The 12497-nt window shown below is 72.4% G+C and carries 9 protein-coding genes; 1 reads left to right on the top strand and 8 read right to left on the bottom strand.

Features of this window, described 5'->3' with window-relative positions; all coding sequences use genetic code 11:
- The first annotated feature begins 14 nt into the window (after positions 1-14).
- Positions 15-443 (top strand): hypothetical protein, encoded by a 429-nt coding sequence (locus ACFVYA_RS28805; protein WP_387049380.1) that lies wholly within the window; start codon positions 15-17, stop codon positions 441-443.
- Here ACFVYA_RS28805 and ACFVYA_RS28800 read toward each other — a convergent pair.
- From ACFVYA_RS28800 to ACFVYA_RS28765, 8 genes are all read right to left on the bottom strand, one after another.
- A complete protein-coding gene (locus ACFVYA_RS28800; protein ID WP_387049378.1) occupies positions 440-2551 on the bottom strand; it encodes a 3-hydroxyacyl-CoA dehydrogenase NAD-binding domain-containing protein in 2112 nt (703 codons plus the stop codon). The two genes, ACFVYA_RS28805 and ACFVYA_RS28800, sit on opposite strands and share 4 nt — an antisense overlap.
- Complete coding sequence (locus ACFVYA_RS28795) at positions 2552-3742, bottom strand: thiolase family protein (protein WP_285993745.1); 1191 nt, start codon at positions 3740-3742, stop codon at positions 2552-2554.
- A 186-nt stretch (positions 3743-3928) separates the two neighbouring features.
- Complete coding sequence (locus ACFVYA_RS28790) at positions 3929-4558, bottom strand: DUF998 domain-containing protein (protein ID WP_387049376.1); 630 nt, start codon at positions 4556-4558, stop codon at positions 3929-3931.
- Positions 4559-4617: 59 nt separating this feature from the next.
- Positions 4618-5868, bottom strand: a complete 1251-nt coding sequence (locus ACFVYA_RS28785; RefSeq protein WP_387049374.1) for a hypothetical protein — start codon at positions 5866-5868, stop codon at positions 4618-4620.
- 31 nt (positions 5869-5899) lie between these two features.
- A complete protein-coding gene (locus ACFVYA_RS28780; RefSeq protein ID WP_387049372.1) occupies positions 5900-7504 on the bottom strand; it encodes an allophanate hydrolase in 1605 nt (534 codons plus the stop codon).
- Positions 7501-11034 carry an urea carboxylase gene (gene uca, locus ACFVYA_RS28775; RefSeq protein ID WP_387049371.1) on the bottom strand — a complete coding sequence of 1178 codons (3534 nt, stop codon included), beginning with the start codon at positions 11032-11034 and terminating at the stop codon, positions 7501-7503. The genes ACFVYA_RS28780 and uca overlap by 4 nt, the downstream gene beginning before the upstream one ends.
- Entirely contained in the window at positions 11031-11666 is a 636-nt protein-coding gene (locus ACFVYA_RS28770; protein WP_387049369.1) for an urea amidolyase associated protein UAAP2, read from the bottom strand. The genes uca and ACFVYA_RS28770 overlap by 4 nt, the downstream gene beginning before the upstream one ends.
- On the bottom strand, positions 11663-12496 hold the full coding sequence (locus ACFVYA_RS28765; protein ID WP_387049367.1) for an urea amidolyase associated protein UAAP1: 834 nt from the start codon (positions 12494-12496) through the stop codon (positions 11663-11665). The genes ACFVYA_RS28770 and ACFVYA_RS28765 overlap by 4 nt, the downstream gene beginning before the upstream one ends.
- Between the last annotated feature and the right edge of the window lies 1 nt (position 12497).

The following is a 12497-nucleotide window of genomic DNA, read 5'->3' as shown; positions in this document are numbered from 1 at the left end:
CTGTGATCTTCGGTGTGGAGGAGAAACCCCTGACCCGGGTGCTGCCGCCGGTGATCGCGCTGGCACTGGCCGCGGGTGCCGGGCTCGCGTTCTTCATCGCCGCGCTCGTCCGGCCGCCCGAGCTGCCGGTGGACCCGAACCCGGCGCCGCTGGCCGGGCACACGCTCTGCGCGGCGGTCGTCGTGACGTATTCGTCCGAAGAGGACATGCGGGCCGCGGTGCCGTCCTTCCGCGGCGACCCGAAGGTCCGGCGGGTGTTCGTGGACCCGCCGTCGGTCTCCCTGCTCGCCGTCCCGGGTACCGACCTGAAGGCGTGGGCGCAGGAGCTGCACGCCCGCTACCGGACCGCCGAGCGGGTGACGGTGATCGATTCGGACGCGACGGCGGCGCAGCTGAAACTCACTGCGCCGCCGCCGAAGTGCCCGAGAGAGGGCGAATACTAGCGAGCCGGGACCGAAGCCACGCCCGGGGCGAGGAACGGCTTGCCGTTCACGCGCTCGGACACGCCGGAGCGGTCCAGGTACGGCGTGATGCCGCCGTTCCAGAACGGCCAGCCCGCGCCCAGGATCAGGCACAGGTCGATGTCCTGCGCCTCGGCGACCACACCCTCGTCGAGCATGATCCGGATCTCCTCGGCGATCGCGGACAGGGCCCGCTCGCGCACCTGCTCCGAGGTGGACGGCTTGTCGCCCTGCGTCCACAGCTCGGCGACCTCCGGGTCGACCGAGGCGTTGCCCTGGGCGTCCCAGATCCAGACGCCCTTCTTGCCCGCCTTGACGAACTTGGCGAGGTTGTCGGACACGGTGAAGCGGTCCGGGAAGGACTCGTGCAGCGTCTCGCCGACGTGCAGCGCGATGGCCGGGCCGACGAGCTGCATCAACGTCAGCGGCGTCATCGGCAGGCCCAGCGGTTCCAGGGCCTTGTCGGCGACCTCGAACGGCGTGCCCTCGTCGACGGTGACCAGCACCTCGCCGAGGAAGCGCAGCAGCAGCCGGTTCACGACGAACGCCGAGGCGTCCTTCACCAGCACGCTGGACTTCTTCAGCTGCTTGCCGACCGAGAACGCCGTCGCCAGGGCCGCGTCGTCGGTCCGCTCGCCGCGGACGATCTCCAGCAGCGGCAGCACGGCCACCGGGTTGAAGAAGTGGAAGCCGACGACCCGCTCGGGGTGCTGCAGCTTCGACGCCATCGCGGTGATCGACAGCGACGAGGTGTTCGTCGCCAGGATCGCCTCGGGCTTGACGTGCTGCTCCAGCTCCGCGAACACCTGCTGCTTGACGCCCAGCTCCTCGAACACGGCCTCGATGACGAAGTCGGCGTCGGCGAACGCGGCCTTGTCGAGCGAGCCGGAGACCAGCGCCTTGAGCCGGTTGGCGCTGTCCGGGGAGACGCGCTTCTTGGCCAGCAGCTTGTCGATCTCGGCGTGGACGTAGCCGACGCCCTTGTCGACGCGCTCTTGGTCGACGTCGGTCAGCACGACCGGCACCTTGAGGCGGCGCACGAACAGCAGCGCGAGCTGGCTGGCCATCAGGCCGGCGCCGACGATGCCGACCTTGTTCACCTTGCGGGCCAGCGACTTGTCCGGCGCGCCGGCCGGTCGCTTGGCGCGCTTGTTGACCAGGTTGAACGAGTACAGCCCGGCGCGCAGGACGTCGGACATGAGCAGCTCGGCGAGGCCGTCGGTCTCGACCGCGTAACCCCGGTCGAGGTCGTTTTCGCGGGCCAGTTCGAGCAGCTCGACGGCTTTGGTGGCGCCCGGCGACGCGCCGTGCGTGCGGCCATCCACAATGGACTTCGCGCGGGCGATGGCCTCGTCCCACGCCTCGCCGCGGTCGATCTCCCGGCGGGCCGGGGTGATTTCGCCGTTGACCACGCGAGCCAGCCACAGCAGCGACTGCTCGAGGTAGTCGGCCGAGCCGAAGACGGCGTCGACGATGCCGAGCTCGGCCGTCTGCTTGACGTTGAGCATCTTGTTCTGCGCCAGGGCGTTCTCGATGATCACCGTGACGGCGGCGTCCGCGCCGATCAGGTTCGGCAGCAGCTGCGTGCCGCCCCAGCCCGGGAAGAGGCCGAGGAAGACCTCGGGGAACGCGATCGCCGCGGTGTTCTCCGACAGCGTCCGGTAGTGGCAGGACAGCGCCAGCTCCAGGCCGCCGCCCATGACCGCGCCGTTGACGAACCCGAACGTCGGGATCTTCGACTCGGTGAGGCGGCGGAACACGTCGTGCCCGGTCTGGGCGATCTCGCGCGCCAGCTTCGGGTCGCTCACGGACTCGACGCCCGAGAGGTCGGCGCCGACGGCGAAGATGAACGGCTTGCCGGTGACGGCGATCGCGGCCGGCTCGGCCTCGAACGCCTTGTCCAGCGCGGCGTTCAGGGAGACGAGCCCCTGCGGGCCGAAGGTGTTCGGCCGGGTGTGGTCGTGGCCGTTGTCGAGCGTGATGAGCGCGACGGGCTTCTCGAGCCCGGGCACCTTCACCAGGCGCGTCACGGCGTGCGTGACGACCTCGTCCGGGAAGGCGGCCTTCGCTTCTTCAGCGGTGAAAGTCATTTACTTCGCCCCCTCGAAGGCCGGGTTCTCCCAGATCACGGTGCCGCCCATGCCGATGCCGATGCACATCGTGGTCATGCCGTACCGCACGTCGGGCCGCTCGGCGAACTGGCGGGCCAGCTGCGTCATGAGCCGGACGCCGGACGAGGCCAGCGGGTGGCCGCAGGCGATGGCGCCGCCCCACTGGTTGACGCGCGGGTCTTCGTCGTCGATGCCGAAGTGGTCGAGGAAGGCCAGCACCTGCACGGCGAAGGCTTCGTTGATCTCGAAGAGGCCGATGTCGTCGATGGTCAGGCCGGTGCGCTTGAACAGCTTCTCGGTGGCCGGCACCGGGCCGATGCCCATGACCTCCGGCTCGACGCCGGCGAAGGAGTAGCCGACCAGCCGCATGGCGACCGGCAGGCCCAGCTCGCGGGCGGTTTCCTCGTCGGCGAGGATGGACGCGGTGGCGCCGTCGTTGAGGCCGGCCGCGTTGCCCGCGGTGATCCGGCCGAACGGGCGGAACGGCGTCTTGAGGTTCGCCAGCTGCTCGACGGTGGTGCCCGGCCGCGGCGGCTCGTCCTCGGTCGCGAGACCCCAGCCGAGTTCCTTCGACCGGGTGGCGACCGGGACCAGCTCGGGGCCGATCTTGCCGGTCTTGACGGCTTCGGCGTAGCGCTCCTGGCTGCGCGCGGCGTAGGCGTCGGTGCGCTGCTTGGTGATCGCGGGGAACCGGTCGTGCAGGTTCTCGGCGGTCTGGCCCATCACGAGCGCGGTCGGGTCGACGAGCTTGTCGGCGATGATCCGCGGGTTCGGGTCGACGCCCTCGCCCATCGGGTGGCGGCCCATGTGCTCGACGCCACCGGCGATGGCGATGTCGTAGGCGCCGAAGCCGATGCCGGACGCGGCGGTGGTGACGGCCGTCATCGCGCCGGCGCACATGCGGTCGATGGCGAAGCCGGGCACGGACTTGGGCAGCCCGGCCAGCAGCGCGGCGGTGCGGCCGATGGTCAGGCCCTGGTCGCCGGTCTGGGTGGTGGCGGCGATGGCCACCTCGTCGACGCGCTCGGGCGGCAGTTCGGGGTGCCGCCGCAGCAGCTCGCGGATGGCGTTGACGACCAGGTCGTCGGCCCGGGTCCCGGCGTACATGCCCTTGTCGCCGGCCTTGCCGAAGGGGGTGCGGACCCCCTCGACGAAGGCGACATTGCGCACGCCTCGCGCGGTCGGCGCGAGCGGCGTTGCTGGTGCGGCCACGAATGCTCCATGAAGTAGACAGTTTTCGGGGGTCCGGGTGGCGGAGCCCCCGGCCCGGGGCGGAGCCCCGGTTGTTACAGGTGTTGACCGCACGATAGCCCTTGTTACCCACCGGTAACCAGTGGTGTGGCCCGGTCGAGTGGGCTACGGCACACTCTTGGGCTTCATCGTCCCTCCCTTGATGAGCCAAGCGACGCCGAACGCTTCCACGGCGACGGCCTCCAGCCACAGCGCCGGGTGCAGCGACGGCGCGATGGCGAGGTACTTGGCCAGGGCGATCAGCACCAGGCAGGCGAGGATCGCGCCGCCGCAGACGCGGTAGACGACGCTCGTGCCCGGAGACTGCTCGCCGTCGTGGGGGAACAGGCGGAGGCAGAAGTAGGCGAGGGAGAGGAAGAACACCGCCGCGAAGGCGAGGTGCAGGACGCCCGCCGTCCGGTCCCAGGCCGTCACGTCGTGGTCCGGGGTGGTCGGGAAGAGCGCCAGCCCGATCGCGCCCAGCCCGGCGACCGTGCTGGCGACGTTGTCGACGTAGTCGTGGCCGTAGTAGGCGAGGAGGAACACCCCGACAGCGCACATGGCGCCGACGAGGACGTCCCGCAGGTCGGTGTAGTAGTAGCCGCTCAGCGAGCCGATGAGGTCCCCGCCCTGGACGAGCTGCTTGCCGAGGATGAGCACGACCGGCAGGGCCAGGCCGACGAGCCCGATGGCGCGCCGGAGGAAGAGGTACGAGTGGACGAGCGTGTCCTGCGGGGATGTGGTCGCCGTGGTCATGGCCGCCTCCGGGGGTCACTGACGTGAATCGGCCTGGAGGTGCCCCAGCGTGAGGCTTGTTACCGCGGAGTTGCCCAAGTTCTCAGCTGATCGTTACGCAGCTCGGCGAAGGTGCCGTCGCGGTGGGCGATGGGGTGGAACCCAGGGGCGAAGCCGATACGGGCGCCCTCGGCCGGGTCCCAGACCTCGAGCCCGGCTTCGGCGGCGACGTACAGCAGGCCGTCGTGGGCCCACATCCGCCCGGCGGGCCCGGCGAACATCCCGGTGCGGCGCCCGGTCGCGGCGTCGTAGAGCTCGACGCCGTCGAGCATCCGCCGCCAGGAGACGCCCATGCGCTGGATGGCGACCGTGGTGTCGTCCAGCCAAGCGATCGGCTGGTCCCATTCGTTCTCGCGGCCGGGGGTGAGGCCGCGCGCCTGCTCGGCCGCGTGCCGGTCCCCGCCCAGCCAGGCGGCGAGGTCGACGGCCTGCGGGGCGCCGATGGGGTGCCAGACCCAGCCGTCGGTGACGAGCCACCGTTCCGACGGGCTCGGGTGGAGCGCGCCCTGGAAGTAGTCGAGGTAGTGCTCGGGTTCCGGCTCCCCGTGCGGCGGCGCCGCGGTTTCCCGGTCGGTCAACAGCTCTCCGCCGGGCAGGGCGAACACGTCGAGCCGGTTCCAGTCGGTGCCCGCGACGACCTTCGCCGTCCCTCCTTCGCCGAGGAAGGCCAGCGGGAACCGGGTGAACTCGTTGTCGTTCCAGTCCCGGTCGAGGTCGAGCACGGTGACCCACTCGTCGAGATCGACGACCGTGCCGAACTGGCCGTATTCGTGGACCACCGCCGCAAACCGCCCGTCGCGCGAGGTGTGCAGGCCGCGGCGCGGGCGGTCCGGGAAGTCCCGCATGTCCACGGGGGTCTCCTCGGGCAACTCGACCGGTCCGACGAGCCACTGGTCGTCACCGGTGATCCGGACGAAGCCCTCCTCGGCCAGCGCGAGCCAGTGACCGGGCATCGGCGCCAGGCAGCCGTCGTTCAGCGGCCGCACCGGGCAGGGACGTGCCGACCAGGTACCGCCGAGTTCCCGGTCTCGCAGGAGGACTTCGGGCTCGCCGTGCCAGCCCGAGGGAAAGCTCTTCTGGTCGGCCCGATCGGCGCAGCTTGCGCAGACGTCGATCAGCGCGGCCGGAGTGCAGAGCGCGCAGACCAGGTCGTAGTGCGTGCCCACGCCGGTCAGGTAGCGGGTGGACGGGGGAGGTTCTTCGACAACCAGGTGCGGGCAAAGGCGCAAGGTGCCGATGCGGCCCGGATGGCCGCAAGGCAGGGTGTTCACCACCTCAGTGTCGACCGGCGGCACAACCCGTTTACCGGACGCCGAGGTGCGCCAGCCACCCGCCCTTCGCCGAGATGTCCTCCGCTCCCTCCGTCGCCTCCGGCTCGCAGAGGAAGCCCGGCACCCGCGTGCCGTCCGCCAGTTCGAGCTTGCCGATGGCCAGGGGCGCCGGGATTCCCGCCGCGAACTCGCCGAACCCCGCGACCGGCAGCTCCCAGACCTCCGCGGCCAGCGAAACGCCGCCGGACGCGACCCGCACCAGGCCCGGCTTCGGCGGCACCGTGTCCAGTGCGTACAAGCGGTACGACGCCGCCGTCGAAACCGCGGACACGAACCGGCCGCCGCGGGACGTGAGCTCGTGGTTCAGGGGCTGACCCCGCAAGTGCGCGCCCACCACCACGATCGGGATGCGTGCGCGCCGCAGTCCGGCCAAGGCCGCCAGCTTCAGGTCGTCGTGCGGGGCGCCGAGGAACATCACGCCGAACGGGCGCCCGGCCACCGAGCCCGCCGGGACGGCCAGCGCCGCCAGCCCGAACAGGTTGGTGGAGTTGGTGAACCGGCCCAGGCGGGCGTTGACCGCGACCGGGTCCGCCGCCACCTCCGCCAGAGTCGGGTGCTCGGTCGTCGTCGGGACCAGCATTGCGTCGACGCCGGCCAGCGCGGCCAGTGCCTCCGCCCGCAGGCCGGCCAGCGCCGCCTGGTCGGCGAACAGCCGGTGGGCCCGGATGTCCCCGGCCGGCGAGATGATCGAGCGCACGACCGGGTCGACGGCGTCCGGGTGAGCGTCGATGAACTCGCCGACCGCGGTGTACCGCTCGGCGACGAACGCGCCGCCGTACAGCAGCCGTGCCGCCTCCAGGAACGCCGAGATGTCCACAGTGGTCACTTCGGCACCCGCCGCGGCGTAGTCCGACACCGCGGCGTCGAACGCCTCCGCCCAGCCGGGAGCCAGGGGGCCCAGCTGGTCCGGGGCGGGGACGCCGAGCCGGAACCGTCCCGTGTGGACCTGCGCGGGCTCGGCCAGGCAGGTCAGCGCGAACGACGCTTCTTCGACCGTCCGCGCGAACAGCGACACGCAGTCGATGCTCGCGCACGCCGGCACGACGCCCTCGGTCGGCAGGAGGCCCGGAGTCGGCTTGAGCCCGACGATCCCGTTGAACGCCGCCGGCACCCGCCCCGAGCCCGCGGTGTCCGTGCCCAGCGCCAGATCGACGATGCCCAGCGCGACCGCCACCGCCGAGCCCGAGCTGGATCCGCCGGACACGTAAGCCGGGTCCACGGCGTTGCGGACCGCGCCGTACGGGCTGCGCGTTCCGACCAGGCCGGTCGCGAACTGGTCCAGGTTCGTCGTGCCGAGCACCAGCGCCCCGGCCGCGCGCAGCCGTGCGACGACCGGCGCGTCGGCTTCCGGCTTGTACGCGTAGTCCGGGCAGCCCGCCGTCGTCGGCAGCCCCGCGACGTCGATGTTGCCCTTGACGGCCACGAGTTTCCCGGCCAGCGGCAAGCCGTGTTCGGCCAGCGCGGCGGCTTCGGCCAGAACGTCGGCTTCCGGCCGCAGGTCGATCCAGATCTCCGGCCGGTCCACCTGCTCGATGCGCCGGTACGCGGCCCGCACCCGCTCCTCGGCCGCGCTCATCCGAGCACCACCAGCGGCGTGCCGGGCGCCACCTGATCACCGGGGGATACGAGCACTTCGACCACCTCACCGCTCGCCGGCGCGGGGATCCGCGCCTCGGTCTTCATCGCTTCCAGCGTCACCAGAGACTGCGCGTCGTCGACGCGCTCGCCCGCGGTGACGTCGACCCGCCACACCGTCGCCGCGAACGGCGCTTCCACGACGTGCCCGCCCGGCGGCGCCTCGACCCGGGCCGGCGGCCGGGTGACCGGCTCCGGTTTCGGGTCGAACTCGCCCGCCGCCGCCCACGCCCGCCGCTCCGCTTCGAACGCCGCCGCCTGCGTCGCCCGGAACCCGGCGATGCTTTCGGCGTTGTCCGCGAGGAACTTCTGGTAGTCCGCCAGGGCGAAGGAGCCTTCGGTGGTGTCGAGTTCGAGCTGCCCGGACGCGCTGCGGGCCCGCAGGTCCAGCAGCTCTTCGGCCGACACGGGGTACCAGGAGATCCGGTCGAAGAACCGCAGGTTCCACGGCCGGTCCCCGCCGCGCCAGCTGTTCCACACCTGGACCGTCCGCCCGACGAACTGGTAGCCGCCCGGGCCTTCCATGCCGTAGATGCACAGGTAGGCGCCGCCGATGCCGACGGAGTTCTCCGCCGTCCACGTCCGCGCCGGGTTGTACTTCGTCGTCACCAGGCGGTGGCGCGGGTCCAGCGGCGTCGCCACCGGCGCCCCGAGGTAGACGTCGCCGAGGCCGAGGACGAGGTACTCCGCGTCGAACACCGTCCGGTAGACGTCGTCCACACCGGACAGACCGTTGACGCGCCGGATGAACTCGATGTTCCACGGGCACCACGGCGCGTCGTCGCGCACGCCGGTCATGTACCGCTCGATCGCCTCGCGCGTCGCGGGGTCGTCCCACGACAGCGGCAGCCGGACGCTGCGGCTCGGCACCACGAGGTCGTGCGTCGGCGGCAGGTCCCGCTCCAGCTCGCGCACCAGCCCGAGCGCCTTGCCGACCGGCAGCGCGTCCGGGTCGACGTGCACCTGGAGCGACCGGATACCCGGCGTCAGGTCCACGATCCCCGGCACGCCTTCGGCTGTCAGGCGCTCGGCCAGCGCGTGCACCCGCATCCGCAGCGCGAGGTCGAGCTTCATCTCGCCGTACTCGACGAGCAGGTTGTCGTCGCCGCTGCGGCGGTAGGTGACCGACGGCTCCTCCTCCGAAGCGGACAGCCGGGCGAGGACACCGTCGTCGTCGCGTGCGGGCCGGCTCGGTTCGACCGCCGACACCGGCCGCGTCCGCAGCGCCGCCGCGTGATCGGTGCCGATCGGCACGAACCGCACGGTGTCGCCCGGCCGCAGCTGCCCGAGCTTCCACCGCTCGCCGGTGGCGACCGTCGCCGGGCAGACGAACCCGCCCAGGCTGGGCCCGTCCGGGCCGAGCAGGATCGGCAGGTCGCCGGTGTAGTCGACGGCGCCGATCGCGTACGGCGTGTCGTGGATGTTCGACGGGTGCAGGCCCGCTTCGCCGCCGTCGGCGCGGGACCATCCGGGCCGCGGCCCGACGAGCCGCACACCGGTGCGCGCCGAGTTGAAGTGCACCTGCCAGTCCGTGGCGTAGAACGTGTCGACGTCGTCCGGGGTGAAGAACTCCGGAGCCGCGTGCGGTCCTTCGAGCGCGCCGATCGTCCAGTGGGCAGCGAACTCCGGCCGGTCGGCGGCCGGCACCGGGCCCACGACCGGGTCCGCGGGGGCCGGGCCGGGGCGCAGGACGTCCCCGGCGGCCAGCGCGCGGCCGCCGTGCCCGCCGAACTTCCCCAGCGTGAACGTCGCCGCGCTGCCGAGGAACTCCGGCACGTCGACGCCGCCGCGCACCAGGACGTAGCTGCGCAGCCCGGCCGTGCACGCCCGGACGTCCAGCGTCGCGCCCGCCGGCACTTCGACGGGTGTCCACAACGGAACCTCGGCGCCGTCGGCCAGCACGGTCGCCGGCGCGCCGGCGACGCACACCTCGGTGGCGTGCGAAAACCGCAGCGCGACGCCGTCCACAGTGCACTCCAGGCCGGGTGCGCCCTCCGGGTTGCCGAGCGCGAGGTTGCCCAGCCGCAGCGAACGGTCGTCCATCGGCCCGCTCGGCGGCACCCCGACGGCCCAGAACCCGGTGCGGCCCGGCCAGTCCTGCACGGTCGTCATCGTCCCGCCGCGCAGGACGTCGATCCTCGGCTCGGCGTCCTCGACGTCGTCCAAAGTGGACGTGTCGTGCGCGGCGGTGCCGAACGCCGTCGCGGCGGCCGCCGCGCGCAGCTGTCCCAGGTTGGTCTGCACCCCGTCGAACCGGGTCGCGGCGAGCGCTTCCCGCAGGTTCGCCAGCGCCTCGGCGCGGTCGGCGCCGGTGCAGATCACCTTGGCCAGCAACGGGTCGTAGTGCGTGGTGACGGTCGCGCCCGGCTCGACCCAGGTGTCCACCCGCGTGTCCGCGGGCAGCGTGACCCGGGTGACGAGACCCGCGCTCGGCCGGTGCCCCGCGCCCGGGTCCTCGGCGTACACGCGCGCTTCGACGGCGTGGCCGCGGGCGACCGGGATCGCGCGGAACATCGCGCGGTCACCCTGGGCGAGCCGCAGCATCCAGGCGACCAGGTCGACGCCGTAGACCGCCTCCGTGACCGGGTGCTCGACCTGCAGCCGCGTGTTGACCTCGAGGAACGCCGCCTCACCGCGTTCGGGGTCGTAGACGTATTCGACGGTGCCCGCGGAGCGGTACCTCACCGACGAGCACAGCGCGACGGCGGACGCCACCAGGTGTTCCCGGACGGCGTCGGGCAGGTCCGGCGCCGGGCACTCCTCGACGACCTTCTGGTTGCGCCGCTGCAGTGAGCAGTCGCGCGTGCCCAGGGCCAGCACCTCGCCGAAGCCGTCGCCGAACACCTGGACCTCGACGTGCCGCGCGCGGGTCACCAGGCGCTCGAGGAAGACGCCGGAGCTGGCGAAGCTCTTGGCCGCGACGCTGCGCACGGTGTCCCAGGCGGCGCGCAGCTCGGCCGGCGACGCGCAGGCGCGCATCCCGATCCCGCCACCGCCGCCGGTCGCCTTGAGCATCACCGGGTAGCCGATGTCCGCCGCGCGGGCCAGCGCCTCCTCCACGTCGGGCAGCAGGCCGGTGCCGGCCAGCAGCGGCACGCCCGCCGCGATCGCCGCCTCGCGCGCGGTGTGCTTGCTGCCGAACACCTCCAGGTGCTCCGGGGCGGGCCCGGCGAACGCGATCCCGGCGTCTTCGCAGGCACGCGCGAACGCCGCGTCCTCCGAGAGGAAGCCGTAACCGGGGTGGATCGCGTCGCAGCTGGTCTCCAGGGCCGCGGCGATGATCGCGCCGGCCCGCAGGTAGCTTTCCGCCGCGGGGGCCGGGCCGAGCCGGACGGCCCGGTCGGCGAGCCGCACGTGCGGAGCGAGGCGATCGGCGTCGGAGTACACCGCGACGGTTTCGAGACCCAGTTCCTTCGCGCTGCGCAGGATCCGGACCGCGATCTCGCCGCGGTTGGCGACGAGCAGCCTCACGCGCCGACTCCCGGGGAGATGACGACCATCCGCACCGGCGTCGGGTCGAACCCGTTGCACGGGTTGTTGATCTGCGGGCAGTTCGACACGAGGACCAGCACGTCGGTCTCCGCACGCAGGCGCACTTCCAGTCCCGGCGCGGAGATGCCGTCGACGATGCCGAGCGTGCCGTCTTCTTCGACCGGCACGTTCATGTACCAGTTGACGTTGCCGACCAGATCGCGCTTGCCCAGGCCCCACTTGGCGCCCTCGATGAGGAAGTTCTCGACGCAGGCGTGCTGGTGGCGGGTGTGCTGGCCGTAGCGGAGGCTGTTGGACTCCTTGCTGCACGCGCCGCCGATCGTGTCGTGGCGGCCGCAGGTGTCGGCGACGACGGTCAGCAGCGGCGCGCCCTCCTGGGTGCGCAGGACACTGCCGGTGGTGAGGAAGATGTTGCCTTGCGCGGCGATCGTCGCGGCCGCGCTGTAGCGCCTCGACGTGTCGTTCGCGTCGTAGCAGAGGAAGTCGACGGCCTGGTTGCCGCCGAGGTCGATGATCGCCAGCTCCTGGCCCTGCTGCAGCACCGTCGAATACGGCGCCCGCGCGGGGACGTCGACGCTGACTTCCAGCTGGGACTCGTACGCCGTGCTCATGCGATCCCCCGTGCGGTCAGGTAGTCGGCGGTGTTCTCGAACGCGCGCTGCGCTTCCGGGGTGTGTGTCCACTCCGGACTGTCCGGGGTGGTCGGCCGGTCGCGCCAGGCGACGACTTCGAGGTTGCTCACGGTGTAGTCCGGGCGCGGGTCGATCGGGTGGGCGACGTTGGCGAGCAGCACGATCGACGGGATCTCGATCCGCAGGTCGACCGCGCTGCCGGCGCCGGCGGAGCCGGTGAACTCCAGGCTGCCGTCCGGCCGGACCCGCACGCCCTGGAAGAACGACAGGCTCGGCGCCAGGTCCCGCGGCCCCAGGCCGTTCTTGGCCGCCGCCAGCGTGAACAGCGGCAGTCCGGCGGGGGAGGGGCCTTCGGGGGCGCCGCTGCCGTAGCGCTCGGTGTTGCCGTCCACAGTGGACGTCCCGCAGAGGGCGTCGTGCCGCCCGCTCTCGTCCTCGACGATCGTGGCGAGCACCCGGCCCTGGTCGGACAGCAGCGCCGCCGACTCGCCGACGTAGGCGTTCCACTGCACCTTCACCGTGTCGGCGACGTTCAGCCGCTCCCACGGCTGATCGGCGTTGAACAGCAGCAGGTGCGCGCAGGCGTCGCCGTCGACGTCGGTCAGCCGCAGCCGCGTGCCCCGGGCCAGCACCTTGTGCGTGTACCCGCCGCCGGCCACGGTTTCGGCCCAGGTCAGCGCCTCGGGGGCGACCTCGGGCGGCGGTGACGGCCAGGTGCTCGCCGGGATCGACGGCATCGTGTCGACCACGGTGCCGGCCTGGGCGCGGGCGTGGTCGCGCGCTCCGTAGGTCGTCGCGGTGGTGCTCATG

It is taken from the genome of Amycolatopsis sp. NPDC058278 (genome assembly GCF_042881395.1).
Taxonomy (GTDB): Bacteria; Actinomycetota; Actinomycetes; order Mycobacteriales; family Pseudonocardiaceae; genus Amycolatopsis.
This window is presented reverse-complemented; position numbering and strand designations above follow the sequence as displayed.

Coding starts and splice junctions, on each gene's coding strand:
- ACFVYA_RS28800 (WP_387049378.1), bottom strand. CDS start 2,551: ATGACTTTCACCGCTGAAGAAGCGAAGGCCGCCTTCCCGGACGAGGTC.
- ACFVYA_RS28790 (WP_387049376.1), bottom strand. CDS start 4,558: ATGACCACGGCGACCACATCCCCGCAGGACACGCTCGTCCACTCGTAC.
- ACFVYA_RS28780 (WP_387049372.1), bottom strand. CDS start 7,504: ATGAGCGCGGCCGAGGAGCGGGTGCGGGCCGCGTACCGGCGCATCGAG.
- ACFVYA_RS28770 (WP_387049369.1), bottom strand. CDS start 11,666: ATGAGCACGGCGTACGAGTCCCAGCTGGAAGTCAGCGTCGACGTCCCC.
- ACFVYA_RS28765 (WP_387049367.1), bottom strand. CDS start 12,496: ATGAGCACCACCGCGACGACCTACGGAGCGCGCGACCACGCCCGCGCC.